The 19,185-nt window shown below is 40.6% G+C and carries 22 protein-coding genes; 13 read left to right on the plus strand and 9 right to left on the minus strand.

Annotated elements, in window-relative coordinates; translation table 11 throughout:
• Nucleotides 1-44 precede the first annotated feature (44 nt).
• The 4 genes from SYN7509_RS30965 to pilM all read right to left on the minus strand — a co-directional run bounded on the left by SYN7509_RS30965 (nucleotide 45) and on the right by pilM (nucleotide 5,312).
• Nucleotides 45-2,366: a type IV pilus secretin family protein gene (locus SYN7509_RS30965; RefSeq protein WP_009634005.1), complete on the minus strand. Its 2,322-nt coding sequence runs from the start codon at nucleotides 2,364-2,366 to the stop codon at nucleotides 45-47.
• Nucleotides 2,367-2,780: 414 nt separating this feature from the next.
• Nucleotides 2,781-3,539 carry a hypothetical protein gene (locus tag SYN7509_RS0209620; RefSeq protein ID WP_009634006.1) on the minus strand — a complete coding sequence of 253 codons (759 nt, stop codon included), beginning with the start codon at nucleotides 3,537-3,539 and terminating at the stop codon, nucleotides 2,781-2,783.
• Entirely contained in the window at nucleotides 3,536-4,201 is a 666-nt protein-coding gene (locus tag SYN7509_RS0209625) for a PilN domain-containing protein (RefSeq protein ID WP_009634007.1), read from the minus strand. The genes SYN7509_RS0209620 and SYN7509_RS0209625 overlap by 4 nt, the downstream gene beginning before the upstream one ends.
• Complete coding sequence (gene pilM / locus SYN7509_RS0209630; RefSeq protein ID WP_009634008.1) at nucleotides 4,194-5,312, minus strand: type IV pilus assembly protein PilM; 1,119 nt, start codon at nucleotides 5,310-5,312, stop codon at nucleotides 4,194-4,196. The genes SYN7509_RS0209625 and pilM overlap by 8 nt, the downstream gene beginning before the upstream one ends.
• A 121-nt stretch (nucleotides 5,313-5,433) precedes the next feature.
• Between pilM and SYN7509_RS0209635 the strand changes: the two genes are divergently transcribed.
• The 6 genes from SYN7509_RS0209635 (at nucleotide 5,434) to SYN7509_RS25550 (ending at nucleotide 12,869) form a co-directional block, all read left to right on the plus strand.
• Complete coding sequence (locus tag SYN7509_RS0209635; protein ID WP_009634009.1) at nucleotides 5,434-6,756, plus strand: ABC transporter substrate-binding protein; 1,323 nt, start codon at nucleotides 5,434-5,436, stop codon at nucleotides 6,754-6,756.
• 66 nt (nucleotides 6,757-6,822) lie between these two features.
• Nucleotides 6,823-7,206: a YkvA family protein gene (locus SYN7509_RS0209640; protein ID WP_009634010.1), complete on the plus strand. Its 384-nt coding sequence runs from the start codon at nucleotides 6,823-6,825 to the stop codon at nucleotides 7,204-7,206.
• A 30-nt stretch (nucleotides 7,207-7,236) separates the two neighbouring features.
• A complete protein-coding gene (gene cax, locus SYN7509_RS0209645) occupies nucleotides 7,237-8,331 on the plus strand; it encodes a calcium/proton exchanger (RefSeq protein ID WP_009634011.1) in 1,095 nt (364 codons plus the stop codon).
• 55 nt (nucleotides 8,332-8,386) lie between these two features.
• Complete coding sequence (gene pcrA / locus SYN7509_RS0209650) at nucleotides 8,387-10,708, plus strand: DNA helicase PcrA (RefSeq protein ID WP_028954222.1); 2,322 nt, start codon at nucleotides 8,387-8,389, stop codon at nucleotides 10,706-10,708.
• A gap of 107 nt (nucleotides 10,709-10,815) precedes the next feature.
• Nucleotides 10,816-12,057 carry a DNA cytosine methyltransferase gene (locus SYN7509_RS0209655; protein ID WP_009634013.1) on the plus strand — a complete coding sequence of 414 codons (1,242 nt, stop codon included), beginning with the start codon at nucleotides 10,816-10,818 and terminating at the stop codon, nucleotides 12,055-12,057.
• Nucleotides 12,030-12,869, plus strand: coding sequence for a Bpu10I family restriction endonuclease (locus tag SYN7509_RS25550; RefSeq protein WP_009634014.1), 840 nt, complete (start codon nucleotides 12,030-12,032; stop codon nucleotides 12,867-12,869). Before SYN7509_RS0209655 ends, SYN7509_RS25550 begins: the two co-directional genes overlap by 28 nt.
• Before the next feature lie 247 nt (nucleotides 12,870-13,116).
• On the opposite strand, the gene SYN7509_RS0209665 is transcribed toward SYN7509_RS25550, so the two are convergent.
• Nucleotides 13,117-13,719, minus strand: a complete 603-nt coding sequence (locus tag SYN7509_RS0209665; protein WP_009634015.1) for a Uma2 family endonuclease — start codon at nucleotides 13,717-13,719, stop codon at nucleotides 13,117-13,119.
• A gap of 347 nt (nucleotides 13,720-14,066) precedes the next feature.
• On the opposite strand from SYN7509_RS0209665, the gene SYN7509_RS0209670 reads away from it, so the two are divergent.
• Nucleotides 14,067-14,549: a GNAT family N-acetyltransferase gene (locus SYN7509_RS0209670; protein ID WP_009634016.1), complete on the plus strand. Its 483-nt coding sequence runs from the start codon at nucleotides 14,067-14,069 to the stop codon at nucleotides 14,547-14,549.
• Nucleotides 14,550-14,617: 68 nt separating this feature from the next.
• Here the strand turns inward: SYN7509_RS0209670 and SYN7509_RS0209675 are convergent, their stop codons facing one another.
• Genes SYN7509_RS0209675 through ndhC form a run of 3 tightly spaced genes read right to left on the minus strand, consistent with a single transcriptional unit; the run spans nucleotide 14,618 to nucleotide 16,250 of the window.
• Nucleotides 14,618-15,160 carry an NAD(P)H-quinone oxidoreductase subunit J gene (locus tag SYN7509_RS0209675; protein ID WP_009634017.1) on the minus strand — a complete coding sequence of 181 codons (543 nt, stop codon included), beginning with the start codon at nucleotides 15,158-15,160 and terminating at the stop codon, nucleotides 14,618-14,620.
• 2 nt (nucleotides 15,161-15,162) lie between these two features.
• Entirely contained in the window at nucleotides 15,163-15,897 is a 735-nt protein-coding gene (locus SYN7509_RS0209680; protein ID WP_009634019.1) for an NADH dehydrogenase subunit K, read from the minus strand.
• Nucleotides 15,888-16,250, minus strand: a complete 363-nt coding sequence (gene ndhC, locus SYN7509_RS0209685; protein ID WP_009634020.1) for a photosynthetic/respiratory NAD(P)H-quinone oxidoreductase subunit C — start codon at nucleotides 16,248-16,250, stop codon at nucleotides 15,888-15,890. The genes SYN7509_RS0209680 and ndhC overlap by 10 nt, the downstream gene beginning before the upstream one ends.
• 275 nt (nucleotides 16,251-16,525) lie before the next feature.
• Here ndhC and SYN7509_RS0209690 point away from each other — a divergent pair, with 275 nt between their 5' ends.
• The 6 genes from SYN7509_RS0209690 (at nucleotide 16,526) to SYN7509_RS28365 (ending at nucleotide 18,824) form a co-directional block, all read left to right on the plus strand.
• Nucleotides 16,526-16,861 (plus strand): rubredoxin, encoded by a 336-nt coding sequence (locus tag SYN7509_RS0209690; RefSeq protein ID WP_009634022.1) that lies wholly within the window; start codon nucleotides 16,526-16,528, stop codon nucleotides 16,859-16,861.
• An 81-nt stretch (nucleotides 16,862-16,942) separates the two neighbouring features.
• Nucleotides 16,943-17,950, plus strand: a complete 1,008-nt coding sequence (locus tag SYN7509_RS0209695) for a photosynthesis system II assembly factor Ycf48 (protein WP_009634023.1) — start codon at nucleotides 16,943-16,945, stop codon at nucleotides 17,948-17,950.
• A gap of 197 nt (nucleotides 17,951-18,147) precedes the next feature.
• Nucleotides 18,148-18,396 carry a cytochrome b559 subunit alpha gene (gene psbE, locus SYN7509_RS0209700; RefSeq protein ID WP_009634024.1) on the plus strand — a complete coding sequence of 83 codons (249 nt, stop codon included), beginning with the start codon at nucleotides 18,148-18,150 and terminating at the stop codon, nucleotides 18,394-18,396.
• A 6-nt stretch (nucleotides 18,397-18,402) separates the two neighbouring features.
• Nucleotides 18,403-18,531, plus strand: coding sequence for a cytochrome b559 subunit beta (gene psbF, locus SYN7509_RS28355; RefSeq protein WP_009634025.1), 129 nt, complete (start codon nucleotides 18,403-18,405; stop codon nucleotides 18,529-18,531).
• A 9-nt stretch (nucleotides 18,532-18,540) separates the two neighbouring features.
• Nucleotides 18,541-18,663 carry a photosystem II reaction center protein L gene (locus SYN7509_RS28360; protein WP_009634026.1) on the plus strand — a complete coding sequence of 41 codons (123 nt, stop codon included), beginning with the start codon at nucleotides 18,541-18,543 and terminating at the stop codon, nucleotides 18,661-18,663.
• Nucleotides 18,664-18,704: 41 nt separating this feature from the next.
• Nucleotides 18,705-18,824 (plus strand): photosystem II reaction center protein J, encoded by a 120-nt coding sequence (locus SYN7509_RS28365; protein WP_009634027.1) that lies wholly within the window; start codon nucleotides 18,705-18,707, stop codon nucleotides 18,822-18,824.
• A 115-nt stretch (nucleotides 18,825-18,939) separates the two neighbouring features.
• Here the strand turns inward: SYN7509_RS28365 and psaI are convergent, their stop codons facing one another.
• Nucleotides 18,940-19,062 carry a photosystem I reaction center subunit VIII gene (psaI, locus tag SYN7509_RS28370; RefSeq protein WP_009634028.1) on the minus strand — a complete coding sequence of 41 codons (123 nt, stop codon included), beginning with the start codon at nucleotides 19,060-19,062 and terminating at the stop codon, nucleotides 18,940-18,942.
• Nucleotides 19,063-19,185: the final 123 nt, after the last annotated feature.

The raw sequence follows: 19,185 nt of genomic DNA on the forward strand, positions 1-19,185 counted from the left end.
TGCTAGAAGAAATTGTCTCCTCTAGCAACTATATAGACTGCTAATTACTTTTTGAAGTTTACATTTTTTAGTTGCTTACTCGCAGGCGACGAACCCGAACGGCTGCGCTCTAGCAACTGTCTAGCATCCGCACCAGGGTTGTAATTCCCAAAACTAGCTGTACTGCGTTCGCTATCATCAAGAATTTGGGGAGTAAGCAATACGATTACTTCTTGGCGTTGATTTTCTCTATTAGTGCTTCTAAATAATGCACCTAATAACGGAATATCACCCAAAATCGGCACTTTAGAAACTGTCGTGCGATCGGTGTCTTGAATAATTCCTGACAAAATCAAAGTTTGGTTGTCGCGCAGACGAATTAATCCTGAATTAAGACTTCGCTCCGAGACTAAAAATATTTGTCCGTTTGGAGTTTGCGCTGGCGCTTGAGGAGCGCGGACAACAGGCGCTACCGATAAAGAGATAAATCCATTATCATCAATCCGTTCGATGCGTACATTCAATGTCAGCCCCACATTTTCTTTATCAACGGTCAATGTCTCTCTAGAACCACCAGCATTGTCTGTAATAGTTCTGGTAATATTTCCTACTACTTCTTGAGTTAAGTTGACGTTGGCTGTTTGACCTTCTTGAACTATCAGTGTTGGATCGGTCAAAATTTTAGCATTTCCATTGACAACTTGAGTCCGTAATGTAGACAAAAACCGAGTAGGGTACTGAAATAGCTGTGGTGGACCAAAGGTAGTTGTCCCACCAGTTTGATTAGTTACACCAGGTGCTAAAGGGTTGGAATTTGTGCCAAAAGACGGGCGCGTGCCAGTAACATTATCATTGAAAGGAGCATCCGGACGAGAGTTTAAGAATGGACCAACAGTAATTCCAGTAGGAAAGGGAGCGGCGGTGATCGGTGGCGTTAGGACGCTAGAATCAAAAGTTCCTGTTGTAGGTGGGTTTGTTCCCCCAACATTGGCTCTAATTCTGCCACCATCACTAGAGAAAAAGCTATCGCCAATCCCGAAGGAAAAGCTATTACTGAAGTCTTCAGTAGCTAAAAGGTTCACGTCTACAATTTTGACGTTCATTGCTACTTGACGGCGACGGGAATCAAGTTGAATTAGTTGAGACGTAGCCACATCTATTTGCTTAGGCGAACCAATTAAAGTTACAGAATTAGTCCGCTCATCTCCTAGAGCCTGTAATCCGCGCAGTAGGGGGCTAGAGTCTTGAAATTCTATGCGTTGCAGTTCAATTCTTGTTTCTGTGCTGGTTTGGGTTTGAGTAGCGGGAGTTGCCGAACCACCCACAGGTACAGCATTAACACTGGTAATCGTTCTTTCCCTACTCACGGCGCTTTCTGCACCCATCCCGACCAAAAAGTTTAATGCTACCCCTACAGTTACTTGATTGAGCCTAAAGCTGCGTACCACTAAGTCGCGGGCTTGGTTGGGTAATCTTGTGCCTACAAAAATCGTCTGTCCTTCGCGGTTTGCTTGCAATCCACTCAAACGCAAAACATAGTTAAAAACGTCTTGTACCGATTCATTTTCAATATCTAAAGAAATTCTTGGCCCTTCACTACCAGCAACGGCCGCCGCCGGGTCGGTAGCCTGGTTTGGTTGCCCCGCCGCACCATTACTAAAAGCAAGGTTAAGTCCGGCGGCGCGGGCTAGGAGAGCTAAAACTTCTCTAACTGGGGCTTCTCTCAATACCAACCTGGGAACGCGCTCTGTTGTACCCAAATCGATTTGAGCGGCGGAAGAATCGGTATTGGAAATGGCAATATCACCGACTGGTGGAGCAATGGCTCTAGGGAGTACCGGGGAAGTTGCTCCTGATGTCGGTACTCCATCAATGGTCATATTGGGATTTGGAACCATTACCCCAGGAGTTTGGGCTGTAGTCGTCGGTGATGGGCTGGTTCTTGGAGTCGCGTTGCTAGTTGGTTGTGGAGTTAAACTTAGTGTAAATCCTTTATCGGTGCGATCGCTTATTTGACCGTTAGGGGCGCTGTTATTGCCCGTTACCACCACCCGTACACTGTTTGCGTCTAGCCGGTTAATTATTACTAAACCCACTCCTGGCGCGGGGTTTACTTGGCGAAAAGTATCTCCTTGAGGTAGCTGTAGTTGCGTGTTGATAATATCTGCAACAAAACTATTGCCTCGCTTACTGGTAAAAACTTGCGGACGCTTGCCTGTAGAGGTTTCTAAGACTAAATTTAGACCACTACTTGTTTGATTTAGTTTGATATTTGTAACTTTTGCTAGTTGAGCAAACCCAGGATGGGCTGCCATAAACACGACTGTTGCTCCCGCAACTATTGCACTACTACTAATCCAAGGATTTTTCACGTCTTCACACTTCACTAATTTATAAATATAGATATTTACTTGAAAATCAAATTAAGGATACTAAATTTAGTTATTTATTTAGATTTAATTCCTTAAACTTATGCTTATTTTCTGACTTTACTGGTGAGCAGTCAAAAATTACTATACTACCTTTTTTCTAAAAGTTTTTTGTATTTTCTACCCATCAAACTTATTCAAGAACCTATCTCTATCTCTAGGGAATATACAAGCGAGAATTTACGGATAACTTTACTTAATGTTCATTTAAAAAGTTATTTTTAGTAAGTAATTACACGCAAATATAGGTTCTAATAACTATGTAACTGTACAAAAGCTGTTACTAGATAAAGAAATATAAAACAGAACTATTGGCAAGATTGAGAGCCAAATAGTTCTGTATTGAAATGATCGCGCGATCGCGAACATATATTATTTAGGAGCAGCCGCAGCCGCCGCAGCCGCCGCAGCCGCCGCAGCTTCTTCGGGGGTGGCTGGGATTAGTGCTTGCAGTTTGAACGCTGTGTTGATGGAGGCTGGAGGCAATCGTCCAGTAGTCGGATCGACGGGTTCTTGCAGCAAAGTTGAGGTGTAGTCATTAACAATCAATAACGGTTGCAGGCGCTCCATGTTACGTAATATTGACTGTGTTTGCTCGTAATTTCCAGCAAAAGCAACAGTAATTATCCGGCGTTTTAACTTGCCGTTTACTTCTGAACCATAAGAGCTATCGGTGATTATTTCTGCGGCTTGATTTGCTGGTTCAAATTTTTGCAGCTTTGAAATTACCCCACCACTACTTGCGTTACCCGACTCTACTAAACGATTAATGTCTAGCAGTAAAGTATCCAAGGTCTTTTCGTTAGCAAATAGGGATAAAATTTCTGTTTGCTGTTGTTTGGCTTTAACTAAATCAGTTTTTAGGTTTTCGCCTTGCTTTATATTGGCTTGTCTTTGGGCAATCTGCGACTGCTTTAGATCGCGCTCTGCGGTTAATTCTCCGTACTTTTGCCCTACTGGTACAACGAAGCTATTGGCAAGGTAAGCAGCTAAACCGATTAAAAATCCTGCAATCAAAATGCCGCTAAGTTGTGGCGTTAGTTTGATGCCAAACAAAGTTGGAGAATTAGCTGCCGAGCCTTGTAATTCTTGCCCTTCGCCGACCGTAATAAAATCATCGCTAAACGTCATTGTTGGATGAGTCCTCTTTGTTGCAGTGTACGAATTCGCGTTACTAAACCTAATGTGCCTTTGCGTTCTAGCTCTCTTAATAGCTGAGTAGCACCAGCCTCGCTGAAAGTTGATTGGATTGTGTAGTTTACTACCTGCGGAAGTTTAGCTCTCCCAGCACTGGATTGGACGGGATTTTCTACCAACGTAGCGGTAATTATTTTTGTTTCCGCACTTTGGAGGAAAGAAGATTGCTTGAGAGTGAGAATCAAGGCGATTTGTTTAATAGTTTGAATTTGAACAGCATTAGCGGGAATGCGATCGCGAATATCCTGCAAAATCGCTGACCAAGGTCTAATTTGGTTAAATACTGTCGCTAAGGCTCTATTTTGACCCTTAATCTGCTCTAAGTCGATTTTAATCCGTTGAATTTCCTGCTCTTGAATACCTAAAGTCGACAAGGTTTGGTCTAACTGAACGACTTCCGATGCGATTCGAGAGTTTTGGGCTGACAAAATTAATAGCCCCACTCCTACCAACGCACAAGACGCTAAACCTACACCCAACCCTATATAAATCGGGGTCATGTCCCCAGAAAGAGTGGGAACGTTAAAGCTTCTAACAACCGTATCTGCCTTTACTGGCTTGCGACTTTTAACAAAATTTACATCAAGACTATACATCGCCCCACGCCTCTCTAAGTCCTAATCCGAGTACAATTCCAAGTCCTGGTCTTTGAGCTTTGGTAAATTGCTCTTCGTCTACTTCTAACGACAAAGCCGATACCGGATCTATCTGCACTGTTGGTAAGTTTAACTTTTGGCGAAAAAATTCCTCTAGGTTATTAATTCCGCCTCCAGGTCCTGCTAATAAAATTTGCTGAATTTCCAAGTTGCTATTTTGATTCAAGTAGAAATCGAGCGAGCGGCGTAATTCGTCGGTTAGTTCTCCTAAAACTCTTAGCAATGATGCCATTCCTGGATTGGTCGATGTAATTGAGTCTTCAACCTCATCGCCCTCGGTATAAGGAATGGAAATGGTTTGTAACATCCGCGTATCTCTAGTTGCGGGTAATTTTGTTGCTCGTAATAGTGCCGCTTGTAACTGGTAAGTTCCTATTGGTACAGTGCGCGAAAATTGCGGCACTCCGTCAACAATAATGGCAATTTCTGTATTGTCAAACTCAATATCTACTAAAACTGCCGCTTCTTGGGGAGCAAATTGTCGTAGTTGTTCGCGGATAGTCCGAATCAAGGAAAAACTATTGATTTCTAAAACGTCTACTTCTAACCCTGCTTGAGCAAAGGTTTCCATATAGGCATCGGTAATCTCTTTGCGCGTGGCGACTAATAATACTTGGACTTTCTCGATGCCGTCTTCATCGACAAAATACCCTAGCTTTTGATAATCAACGTCGGCTTCTTCCCTAGGGTATGGTAAGTATAGACCAGCTTCGTGATTTAGTACCATTTCCCTCAGTTCGCGATCGTCAAGTTCGGCAGGTAAAGGAATTAGTCTGACTAAAGACTCTCTCCCTGGTACTGCTGTGGCGACGCGCTGGGCTTTGATTTTGCTTTGGGCTAAAGCTGAGGTAATTAGTTCTGCCAAGGCGGCAGAGTCAACAATTTGACCATCTTGAAAAATTCCTTCAGGAACTGGAAAAGATGATAATGCCGATAACTTGAACCCCTGACGTTGCTTGCTTAGTTGAGCTACATTAATTCTCTCAGGAGCAAGTTCAATGCCAACGCCTACTTTGCGTTTTGCCAATAAATTTTTAAAACGATTAACCACAGTTTTGTCAATTGCCTAAAGGTTGATAACTAAACTAGATGAGATATTTATATTAGTGCCTGTTACGAAAATGTAGCCTAAAAATGTCAAACTGCCTTAATCAATCCATAAGTTATAACAAATGTCAACAATACAAAGGTTAAAAAATAAAATCAGGCTTTGGCAAAAACTCGGAATTTTTGCAATACTTGGCTTAATGTTAAGCTGGCTTGTTAGCTGTAATACAGGTAACGTAAATACGCAAGTCCAGCAATCTAATAGTGCCAATCCGCCCCTAGAATTTTGGACAATGCAGTTGCAGCCAGAGTTTACAGATTATTTCCAAAGTTTGATTAGTACGTTTGAAACGGAGAATCCTGGTATCAAAATTAACTGGGTTGACGTTCCTTGGTCGGCAATGGAAAGCAAAATTTTAACGGCAGTAGCGGCGAAAACTGCCCCAGATGTTGTGAATCTTAACCCAGATTTTGCGTCTCAATTAGCAACGCGCAATGCTTGGCTAGACTTGGATACAAAAGTACCAAAGGAGGTGTTGTCAACTTATTTACCGAATATTTGGCAAGCTAGTACCTTAGAGGGTAAAAGCTTTGGTATTCCGTGGTATTTAACTACACGTTTAACTATTTACAATACTGAGTTGTTGCAGCAGGCAGGTATTAGTAAGCCGCCATCAAATTATACGGAACTTGCCCAAGTAGCGAAACAACTTAAAGATAAAACTGGTAAGTATGCTATGTTTACTACTTTTGTTGCCGAAGATTCCGCCGAAGTATTGGAGTCATTGGTGCAAATGGGTGTGACTTTGGTAGACGACCAAGGGAAAGCAGCCTTTAATACACCAAAAGGGAAAGAAGCTTTTGAGTATTGGGTAAATCTTTATAAAGATGGTTTATTACCAAAAGAGGCGTTGACTCAAGGGCATAGGCACGGTATAGAAATGTACCAGTCTGGCGAAGCGGCAATGTTGGCATCGGGAGGAGAATTTCTCCAGGCGATCGCAACTAATGCCCCACAAATTGCTAAAGTATCGGCTACAGCCCCACAAATTACCGGAGAGACAGGTAAAAAGAATGTAGCAGTAATGAATTTAGTGATTCCTCGCGATACCGAACAACCAGATAATGCGCTTAAGTTTGCCTTGTTTGTGACCAATAATCAAAATCAGCTAAGTTTTGCTAAAGCTGCTAATGTTTTACCTTCGACTACCGCCGCCTTGGGCGATAGTTACTTCAAAACCGTTGCGGCTAATGGGAGTGCTTTGGAAAAGGCGCGAGTAATTAGCGCTGGAGAATTGCCAAAAGCTGAAGTATTAGTTCCAGCGATGAAGAGTATCAATGTTTTGCAAAAGGCAATTTATGAAAACTTGCAAGCAGCGATGTTAGGAGAGAAAACTGTAGATCAAGCTGTAACCGATGCCGCCCAAGAATGGGACAATCGCGCTTAAATAAGTAGAAATGCGATCGCACAGTGCGATCGCTTTATTTTGCCTCCGAAAGGGGGTATTTTGCTTATGATGCAGAGATGGAAAAAACAGTTAAAGCTACTCCAGCAAGAAACCTATGCGATATATATTGCTTGCAAAGATCCGCGCGTACCTTGGTATGCAAGATTATTAGCGGCGGTGGTAGTTGCTTATGCTTTTAGCCCCATTGATCTTATTCCTGACATAATTCCGGTAATTGGTTATCTTGACGATCTAATTTTGGTGCCTTTGGGGATTGCTTTAGTAATTAAAATGATTCCCCCAGATGTATTAGTTGAATGTCGAGAAAAAGCAGCTACAGCAATGGCTGACGGGAAACCGACAAATTGGGTAGCCGCAATTATTGTAGTTTGTTTGTGGTTTTTGTTAGGGATTGGGGCGGTAGTATGGCTAAAAGCTATATTTGGCTAATTAAATTTTGTACAGAGATGCTCTAGTTTTATGTCAATCAAAAAAACTCTTTCTATCGCTTTACTTGTCTTCATTCCGATTTCAATTGCTGCGGAGTATTTGCACTGGGGTACGCTGACAGTATTTATTACGTCGGGAATTGCAATTATCCCTTTGGCGATATGGTTAAGTACGGCGACAGAAGAAGTTGCGGTTGTGGCGGGTTCGTCTATTGGGGCGCTGTTAAATGCTGTATTTGGCAATGCAACGGAGCTAATTATTGCTCTAGTTGCCCTAAAAGCAGGCTTGGTTGACATTGTAAAAGCAAGTATTACAGGAACTATTATTAGTAACTTGTTGCTGGTGATGGGGCTGTCTATGCTGCTAGGAGGATTGCGTTATAAAGAGCAAGAATTTCAGCCAATTGTCGCGCGGGTAAATGGTTCTTCGATGACGCTGGCGGTGACGGCGATCGTTTTGCCTACAATGGTAATTTATACATCCAATGGAGTTGAAGAAGGGGCAATTCTCAATCTATCAATTACTGTCGCCGTCATATTAATGATTGTTTATGCCTTGACGCTGTTATTTTCCTTGAAAACTCACAGCTACCTTTATGAGGTGGGGTTGGTAGAATTAGAAGGAGAAATTCAAGCTGGCGAAGCCGAAACTCCTGCTCATAAACCTAACTTGACTTTGTGGATTGGTGTATTAGTTGTTGCTACTTTGGCGGTTGCTTTTGAATCAGAAATTTTTGTAGGTGTTGTGGAAGAAGCTACAAAAGGATTGGGTTTGACTCCATTATTTACCGGGGTAATTCTTTTACCTTTAGTTGGCGGTGCTGCGGAATATGTTACGGCGGTAAGCGTGGCGATAAAAAATAATATGGATTTATCTGTATCGGTAGCAATGGGATCTAGCTTGCTTGTAGCGCTTTTGGTTGCACCTATTTTAGTTTTAGTTGGAGTTGCGATCGGTCAACCAATGGATCTTAATTTTAATCCCTTTGAAGTTGTTGCAGTTGCGGTTGCTGTTGCAGTTGCTAATTTAATTAGTTTAGATGGACGTTCTAATTGGTTAGAAGGAACATTATTACTAGCAACTTATGCAGTTTTGGGAGCAGCTTTTTACTTTCACCCAGCTTAACTAAATGATTACAGGCTCTTTAGCCTGTAAACTAAATTATTTTATAGATGATACTATGACAACTATCGATTTTCTCAGCCATCTTAACCCCAGCCAACGTCAAGCGGTAGAGCATTATTGCGGTGCTTTATTGGTAGTTGCGGGGGCGGGTTCTGGCAAAACTAGAGCGCTAACTTATCGCATTTCTAACTTAATTTTAAAGCATCGAGTCGATCCCGAAAATATTTTAGCGGTTACTTTTACTAATAAAGCTGCGCGGGAAATGAAAGATCGCATTCAAAAGTTATTTGCCGAACAATTGGCGGTTACTAATCATGGTAAACCTTTAGAGCAGTTGCCACCAGTCCAACAAGTTCAATTGCGATCGCACGTTTATAAAGAATACATCAAAAACCTTTGGGTGGGAACGTTTCACAGCCTTTTATCTCGCATTTTACGGTACGACATTGAAAAATATCAAGATGAAAAAGGGCGTAAATGGAATCGTAACTTCTCTATATTCGATGAAGCCGACGCGCAAGGATTGGTTAAAGAAATTGTTGTCAGAAAGCTAAATTTAGACGATAAAAAATTTGAGCCGCGTTCAGTTCGCTATGCAATTAGTAATGCTAAAAACCAAGGAATTACCCCCCAAGATTTTGAAAGAGATCAACCAAATTATCGCGGACGAGTAATTGCAGAAGTTTACGGTCATTATCAAGACAAACTAGCTGAAAATAATGCTTTAGACTTTGACGACTTGATCTTAATTCCGGTTAAGTTATTTCAACAAAACGAGCAAGTATTAGATTATTGGCACAGAAAATTTAAGCATATTTTAGTAGATGAATATCAAGATACAAATAGGATTCAATACGATCTAATTCGGCTCTTAGTTACAAATGGAGAAATGACTAAAAGTGAATGGAATTGGCAAAACCGCTCGGTGTTTGTAGTAGGGGATGCCGATCAATCTATTTATAGTTTCCGCATGGCAGACTTTACAATTTTGCTAGAGTTTCAGAACAATTTTGGCGATGGTTTGCCCGATGACGATACACGCACAATGGTTAAGTTAGAGGAAAACTATCGCTCTACAGACAATATTTTAGAAGCTGCTAACGAACTAATTTCCAATAATACCCAACGCATTGATAAAGTTCTTAAACCTACTAGAGGTGCGGGAGAACAAATTAATATATATAGAGCTGAAGATGAAACCGTTGAAGCAGATTTTGTAGTCAATCAAATTCGGACATTAGAAAGTAAAAACAGCGAACTTCACTGGGGTAGTTTTGCTATTTTGTACCGAACTAATGCGCAATCTCGCCCTTTTGAAGACTTGCTAGTACGGCGGGGTATACCTTATACAATTGTCGGTGGTTTAAAGTTCTACGATCGCAAAGAGATTAAAGATATTATAGGATACTTGAGAGCGATCGCAAATCCAGCAGATACGGTAAGTTTATTGCGTATAATCAATACACCCCGGCGCGGAATTGGTAAAGCCACCATAGATAATCTTTTAAAAGCTTCCCAAGAATTAGGTTTACCATTATGGGAAATCTTGAGCGATGAAACCTCTGTAAATACTTTAGCTGGACGTTCTGCTAAAGGTGTAAATAGTTTTGCAAGGATAATCAGCACTTGGATTGAACAAGTAGATACAGCTTCACCATCGGAGATTGTGCAAGGGGTTTTAGAAGCCTCTGGCTATGTGCAAGAATTGCAAAATCAAGGTACAGATGAAAGTGCTGAAAGACTGCTAAACGTTCAAGAACTTTATAACGCTGTCAAGCAATTTGAAGAAGAAACCGAAGAACCAAATCTTGGATCTTTTCTAGCAAGTACAGCTTTAACTTCAGATTTAGATAACTTAAAAGAAGGACAAACCGCCGTTTCTTTACTAACTTTACACGCCTCGAAAGGTTTAGAATTTCCGGTAGTGTTTTTAGTAGGATTAGAACAAGGTTTATTTCCTAATTTCCGCTCGTTAAACGATCCGGCATCTTTGGAAGAAGAACGGCGTTTATGTTACGTTGGTATAACTCGCGCTGAAGAAAGATTATACATTTCTCACGCCCGTGAACGTCGCTTGTATGGTAATAGAGAAAGCGCAACACCATCGCAGTTTTTAGCAGAGTTACCAGAAGAATTATTAACAGCAAAAAAACAAACGCGAGTTGCTAGTAAATCTACATCTAGTAAACGTACTACTCGCTCTAGCAATCAAATTTGGCAAGTAGGCGATCGCATTTTACACCGAAGTTTTGGAATTGGCGAAATTACCCACATTTTAGGTTCTGGGAACAAGATATCATTAGCGATCGCTTTTCCTAGTCTCAATCAAAAGAAAATTATCGATCCAAGAATTGCTCAATTAGAAAAAGTAGATTAAAAATATAAAGACAAGCCTGTTTATTCAAAGAGTACATTGAAAAATTTTTACAAACGTGGCGCGTTAAAGTGCTTTAATAAACGCTACCAATCCTTTTTTTAAAACTTATGGTATTGACATTACCTGTTGCTATTGATTTATTTGCTGGCGCTGGAGGCTTCGGTTTAGGATTTGAAATGGCAGGTTTCTCTATTCCATTATCTGTTGAAATTGACGTTTGGGCTTGTGACACCCTCCGCTATAACCGTCCTAATATGAATGTTGTTCAACATGATATATGTGATATCAACACTAATGACAGAATTAAAGAAATTTGTTCTATTGAACCAGATATTATTATTGGCGGACCTCCGTGTCAAGGTTTCAGTATTGCTGGCTCTGCTCAAAAAGATCCTAAAGATCCTAGAAATAGTCTATTTTTAAATTTTGCTCAATGGATAAATTGTCTTAGACCTAAAGCTTTTATAATGGAAAATGTTAAAGGCTTACTTTCTCGTAAAAACACTGAAGGTGAAAAAGTTATAAACATTATTAAAAAGACCTTTGAAGAGATCGGATATTTTGTTGAAATATGGCTACTCAATTCTGCTGAATATGGTGTGCCACAAATTAGAGAACGTGTGTTTATTGTTGGAAATACACTAGGAAAAACATTAGGAACTCCCCTAAAAACCCATAGTTTAAACTTATCAAATATGAAGGATTTTCAATTATCATCTCTTGAAAACACGGGCTTATTTCCTTCCCTTAGCTTATGGGATGCTATCTCAGATTTACCATCACTTAATGCCCGTGAGGGTAAAGAAGAACAGTCTTATATTTCATTACCCCAAAATATATATCAAAACTGGATTAGGAATAGCAGTCAGGTACTTTATAATCATGTTGCAATGGAACATTCCCAGAGGGTTGTAGAACGATTTAAACAGATTAAATGGGGTGAATCTAGTTCGGACGTACCAAAGAATTATAGTGCTAGACGACGTAGTGGAAATGGTGAGTTATCTATGATAAGTTACGATCAAAACAACCGTCGTTTGCATCCCTACAAGCCATCGCATACCATAGCAGCATCGTTTTATGCTAACTTTGTTCATCCTTTTCAGGATCGTAATTTAACAGCTAGAGAAGGGGCGCGTATTCAATCTTTTCCTGATAAATATCGTTTTTTAGGAAAGAAAACTGTTGTTTCTCACAAGTTACTACACCGAGAAGAAAGATTCAATGAGCAATTTTTGTGCCAGTATAATCAAGTAGGTAATGCTGTACCACCAATTCTTGCTAAAGCAATTGCACTTCATCTTAAAGAACAACTAAAGCTATGCCCGCAAGCTCTAGAAATCCTCTAGTTCACGGTTCTAATCTTGAACAGAAAGAAAGTCATTGTACAAAATACAGAGATGCTGATAGTAAAAGATATCTGAGCGAGATCAGGATTGAGTACAACAAGTGGAAATTAGCAAACTCGCAACTGCTGGGACCGACAGCAACTCCTACTAATAAGGATGATGAAGTCATTTTCAAAAGAATAAAACTTCTCTCGGAATACAAAGACTTTTTAGATGCACAGCATTATGCTGAGAAATTTGATTCTAGATCCAATCTTCATTCAAGCGTACTGAAAGAATTTCTCTATTATTTATTCAGGGATTTGGCAAAAGACTTTGGTGAAAATGCTCTGATTGGCAAATCACATACATTCAAAGATATCTTTTTTGTGCCACCCACATATTCTGAAATGCTTAAGCGTCCATATGCTCGTATAGAAAAAAAAGATCATGACTTTGTAATTGGAGCAACTATTCAAGCCTCCTTTGAATCAGCAATTCCACCAGAGCTAGATGAAAATCCTGGAGAAATATTAGAGATTCTGAAAGAAGAACCAGAAAGCTACTCAGAAGTTACAGTTACAGGTAATACCGAAACCCACATTTTTGATATTCCGATCGTTGCTATTGAATGTAAGACCTATCTTGACAAAACTATGCTCGAAGGTTCATCAAGAGCAGCCGAGGAATTGAAAGCACGAAATCCCAATAGTTTGTATATAGTGGTCATGGAGTGGATTAAACTAACTAACGATGTCAATCTGAGAAAGTATAAAGTAGACCAAATCTATGTACTACGTCAGCAAAAAAATACCGACCGAGAATTTAGATAAGAAGAGTCGTACATAAAAAATTCAATCAATTCAACGGTAGTTCAACATTTATTTCATAAAGTACGCAAACATCTAACAATGGAATGGACTGGCGGAGTGGAACATGGCATAAAACGTGGATGGCTAATTGATGATTAGCTATAAGTAAATAATATAAATGCCGAGCAATTGCAAAACTTGCTGTAGGGTTCTGACATTGCTGTAGTTAAGTGAGCCGAGAATTGCTCAATTAGAAAAAGTAGATTAGTTACCAAATTTTCGCCATTTGTAGTACAAATCCCGGTAACTCTGGATCTCCGCTTACTGATTCAGGATTATCTGATACTTCTGCTTCCTGATTAGGACGATAAATGTAAACTTTACGGTTTTGGCGATCGATTAACCAACCTAATAATGCACCATTTGCGATATATTCTTGCATTTTGGCTTGTAAACTTTTTAGAGTATCGCTGTTAGAGCGCAACTCAATTACAAAATCTGGACAAATTGGGGCAAAAGAAGCTTTTTGCTGCTCTGTTAAAGCGTTCCAGCGTTCTAACTTAATCCACGAGGCATCGGGAGCGCGGATTGCACCATTAGGTAAGGTAAAGCCTGAATTAGAGTCAAAAGCCTCGCCTGTACCGTCTCTATCTGCCCAGTTTGCCAGTTGTTGACCAATTTTAAGGTTACGATTACCTGTATCAGAAAAAGCTGGCGGCATAACAATTACTTCTCCATTAGCGCTACGCTCAATACGTAAATCTCGATTTATCTGACAAAATTCATAAAACTGTTTTGTCGTCATCGATTCGCTTCCGGGAAGAATTACCGATAGCAAAGTGCTTTCGCTTTGAATTAGTAATGTAGTCATGCTTTATGCACAGTAAGTACAGACTACTTAAAGTTTATCTGGTTTTAACTTTAGTAAAATAGGTAATGATTAGGGTGTTATAACCAAAGAAACGCCATGTTTGCGATCGCTTCTCCCTAAAAAATCCGCTACTTACCGCCCGGAAGCTGGCTGCGAATACCTGCAAAGCTAGGAAAAACACCAAATTTTATGTTAGTGACGTAGCGACAAATATATTCCTCGCATTAAGTTGGAAAAGTTTTATTTATGTCTTTACTTGTAATACGGTTAGGTTGAACTCCCTTAAAATTGGATAATTTAGGGGGTGAATGCTATAAAATCAGCTAACTGACTACTGCGTAGTTAAAATGGTTCAACTTCAATACCAAGACTTTGTAATTAGAGATTGGGAAACGCGCGATAGCAATTCCGCTTCGGAGCTAATTCGTTCGGTACTTAGCGATTACGGCTTATCCTGGGAGTCAACGGGCGCAGACTTGGATGTCATCAATGTTGAAGAATGCTATTTAGCTAAGGGCGGCGAATTTTGGGTAATTGAACGGCAAAATATTATCGTGGGGACGGGTGCTTATTATCGCACTTGTCGCGGTAAAAATGCCGTAGAAATTCGCAAAATGTATCTATTACCAACAGTTAGAGGCAAGGGATTAGGAAGATATTTGTTGCAAGAATTGGAAAACGCGATCGCCCGTAGGGGTTTTAAACAAATCTTGATAGAAACCGCTAGTGTTTTAGCCGAAGCTGTCAAACTCTACGAAACTAGCGGTTATTTGCCTACTGAAGGTGTGGAGACAGCCAGATGCGATCGTGTTTATTTCAAAAATCTCTAAAATTAGTAATTTCAATTATTTTATTCCCCCCCTTTTTAAGGAGGGTTAGGGGGGATCTGGCGCGAGCGCTAAAAAGCGTCTTGTAACTCGTAAAAGTCCGGGGAAATATAATCTTTTCGCAACGGCCAACCTACCCAATCTTCCGGCATCAAAATTCGCTTTAAGTTTGGGTGTCCTTCGTAGACAATCCCCAACATATCAAACGTTTCGCGCTCTTGGAAGTCGGCAGTTTTCCAAATCCAGTATACTGAAGGCACTATAGGATCTGTTCGCGGTAAAAAGACTTTAACGCGTACTTCTTGGGGGCGATCGGCGTTGTCGCTAACTTTAATTAAGTGATAGACGCTAACCAAATCTTGCCCAGCGCCTAAATCGTAGCCGCACTGGAATTGTAAGTAATTATACCCATAAGCATAAAGAGCCGTAGCAACGGGTAGTAAATACTCACGGTCAACTTTAATAATTTCTGTGCCACTGCGATCGCGTTCTATCGCTTCATGAGCAAAACCATTTTCTGTTAGCCATCGGGATGTTTTACCAGCTTCTACCAACTGAGAGGCTTCGGGAGTGGCTGTTTCTTGGGGTTGTTCTGGTGTTGATTCTTCTGCCACTTCTATGAGCGCTCCTTTTCTATTTGCTGTAAAGCTGGTGCTACAGGCATTCCCATTCCTTCGCTCAATTCTTTGGGTGCGGTGGTGCGAGTTGCGGACTGCAAGTATTTTCCTGTCAATACTGAATCCACTACCTTCATGTTGTGGGTAGTGCTGTAGTAACGATGAATTTGCTGAATTTGACCGCGCTCTTGAATGGAGTTATTGCTAATTTTTTTCCGCAATTTAATAATTGCATCGATAATTGCTTCCGGTCGAGGCGGACAACCAGGTAAATAGACATCTACAGGAATTAGCTTATCTACACCTCTTACGGCGGTTGGCGAATCTACGCTAAACATTCCCCCAGTAATTGTGCAAGCACCCATAGCAATCACGTATTTGGGATCGGGCATTTGCTCGTAAAGCCTTACCAATTGGGGAGCCATTTTCATTGTGATCGTCCCCGCCGTGATGATCAAATCGGCTTGCCTAGGGCTAGAACGCGGGATTAGACCAAAACGGTCAAAATCAAACCGCGAACCAATGAGGGCGGCAAATTCGATGAAACAGCAGGCAGTACCAAATAATAAAGGCCACAAACTAGAAAGTTTCGACCAATTGTAGAGGTCGTCTACAGTGGTGAGAATGACATTTTCTGACAGGTCTTGAGTAACGCTAGAGCGATCAATGGGGTTAATAATTCGCTCTTGCTGCTCGCCCGTAGTATTTGGTGTCTTATTAGTATTCAAGACCATTCTAAAGCTCCTTTACGCCAAGCATAAACAAGGGCAACAACAAGAATTGCAATAAAAATCAAAGCTTCCACAAATGCTAAAAGTCCGAGGCGGTGAAAAGCCACAGCCCAAGGATAAAGAAACACGGTTTCCACGTCAAAAATGACGAAAACCAGCGCAAACATATAGTAGCGGATGTTGAACTGAATCCAAGCACCACCAAAGGGTTCCATCCCTGACTCGTAAGTAGTGCGTCGTTCGGGGCTGCGACCACTGGGGCGGAGCAGTTTAGACGCTGAGAGTGCTAGGGCGGGAACTAGGCTACAGACTATGATGAAGCCTAGTAAATATTCATAACCACTGAGGACAAACACTTAATAATTACCGCTCTATTTTGTAAATATTTTTGTTACTTACTTTTACCAGTATATCGAGCTAGTTGTCACCACTGCCGGAAAAGCAAGTATTTGGTTAGTCTTTGATGACTATAAAAAAAGATAATCTTTACTAGAGGCGATCGCCTTATAACCACAAAACTTTTTAAGTTTAGCAACACAATTGCTAATTGATTTTTATCAATAGCTACGCCCTATGTCATAATTTGTAACAGATATTCTAAGAAACTGCTCTACAATTTATCATCTAAGCCATGAGCGACCCTGCTGTTGAAACCAAAGCGCTAGACCGCTATGAATGCCGTGCCTGTGGCTATGTTTACGAACCGGATAAGGGAGACAGCAAGCACCCTATCGATCCAGGAACACCTTTTACGGAACTACCTAGTTCTTGGCGCTGTCCAGTGTGCGGCGTGAGGACTTCTCAGTTTGAGAATATCGGCCCATCTGGTACAGCATCAGGCTTTCAAGAAAATCTTAGCTTTGGATTGGGAGTAAATAAACTAACACCAGCGCAAAAGAATTTACTAATTTTTGGTGGTTTGGCTTTGGGCGTGTTATTTTTTCTCAGTTTATACGGGTTACAATAACAACCGTTTGCTTAGTAAACAGTGAGCGATCGCAGACCTGCAAGTGCAATTAATTTTTTTCAATAAACCTGACAAATACAAATGCTTTCACTTTTTAAACTTGGACAACGAGTTATTGTACTTTTAGCAGTTGTCTTACTGTGCATCGGTTGTAGTAGTGTAGCAACTCTCGATCGCAACCCTTGGCAAGTGCTAACTGTACCCTCGGAAGCTAATTTTCAAGATATCACTTTTACAAACGATTCTCAGCACGGTTGGCTAGTAGGTAGCAAGTCAACAATTTTAGAAACCCACGACGGCGGTGAATCTTGGCAACAAGTTAGCCTAGACTTGGACGAAAAAAACAATCTATTTACTTCGGTAAGTTTTGATGGCGATGAAGGTTGGATTACTGGAGAACCTTCTATATTGCTTCACACCACCGATAAAGGCGAAACTTGGTCGCGGATTCCTTTAAGCGAAAAGTTACCCGGTAAACCCGATACTATTATTGCTTTGGGGGCTTCTTCCGCCGAGATGACCACCGATGTTGGCGCTATCTATCGGACAACGGACGGCGGCAAAAACTGGAAAGCAATGGTACAAGAAGCTGTGGGCGTAGTGCGAAATATTGAGCGCTCCGACGACGGCAAATATTTAGCAGTTTCCGCTAAAGGTAACTTTTATTCCACTTGGGAGCCTGGTCAAGAGGCTTGGCAAGGTCACAACCGCAATAGTTCTAGGCGCGTTCAAAACATGGGTTTTGGCAAAGATGGGCGTTTGTGGATGTTAGCACGGGGCGGTCAAATCCAATTTAGTCAGCCAAATACTCTAGATGAGTGGGACGAAGCCCAATATCCAGAACTTTCTACTAGCTGGGGATTAATTGACTTAGCTTATCGGACACCGGAAGAAATCTGGTTAGCTGGTGGTAGCGGTAATTTGCTTTGTAGTTTCGATGGTGGTAAAACTTGGCTTAAAGACCGCGAAATTGAAAATGTACCATCTAATTTATACAAAATAGTTTTTGTTAAACCCGACCAAGGATTTATTATTGGTCAGCGTGGTGTTTTGCTGAAGTATCAACCCGCCGTTGAAGCCGCAGCTTAAAAATAGATTATTTAGGTATATATTCCTAGAAAAAAAGATGCAGAACTCATAAGTTTTGATGCAAGTTTCATAGGATAATAGTTGTATCAGGTTAGAAAGAATTAGCTTTTAATGTCGAAGTATTACTTTATGATTTAGGGAAGTAATACTCAACGATTAATCGCGTCATCGATATTTGTTGAAAAGGAGAAAATTAAATGTCTGGAGTTACTGGAGAGCGTCCATTTGGGGACATTATTACTAGCGTTCGTTACTGGGTGATTCACAGTATCACTATTCCAGCATTGTTTATTGCTGGTTGGCTATTTATCCAAACAGGTTTAGCTTACGATGCTTTTGGTACGCCAAGACCAAATGAATACTACACGCAAGGACGGCAAGAATTGCCTATAGTGCGCGATCGCTACCAAGCTAAACAACAAATTGACAAATTTATCGGTAAATAATTTGACATGACAAACACTAATCAACCCATTCAATACCCAATTTTTACAGTTCGCTGGATAGCCGTTCACACTCTTGCTGTACCATCAGTGTTTTTCTTGGGTGCGATCGCTGCTATGCAATTTATTCAACGATAGGAGAGACTAATGCCAGAAAGATTACCTAATCCTAACAGGCAGCCTGTTGAACTCAACCGCACTTCGCTGTTTTTAGGCTTATTACTTGTTTTCGTGCTTGGTATCTTGTTTTCTAGTTATTTCTTTAACTAAAAAAATAGGCTACGGTTTAGTTATTAAGAGAGGACAAAATTGTGAATGCAAGCGGTAGAATTCCTTTGTGGGTTGTAGCCACTGTTGCGGGACTAGGTGTAATTGTAGTTGTGGGAACTTTCTTTTATGGTTCTTACACTCATATGGGTTCATCTTTGTAATAGATGAGTTGGAAGTTAACTAACTAACAATAAAAAACAAAAAATTGCTTACGGCAATTTATATTAAAAAACCGCCTTTTTAAACATTGGCGGTTTTTTAATATTTCTAAGCTACTTAGTTATTTACAGTATCTTCCCGTTCAACGTACAAGAACATAAATATTAGACCTATAGCCGGAAAAACTAAGCAAGTTAAGGGAACTAAAAGCGATGGTAAGTAAGAAGCTGTGAATAACATCAGTTAAATCTCCAAGAGCGATAGAATAATTATTGCCTTTGACTTTACTGCAAATTATCATCAATTGAGCAATTTATCAAGATTTTTAACAAAGGCGCTAATTATCTTCCCCTACTTGCTGCA

Source organism: Synechocystis sp. PCC 7509 (assembly GCF_000332075.2).
Lineage (GTDB): Bacteria > Cyanobacteriota > Cyanobacteriia > Cyanobacteriales > Chroococcidiopsidaceae > Aliterella.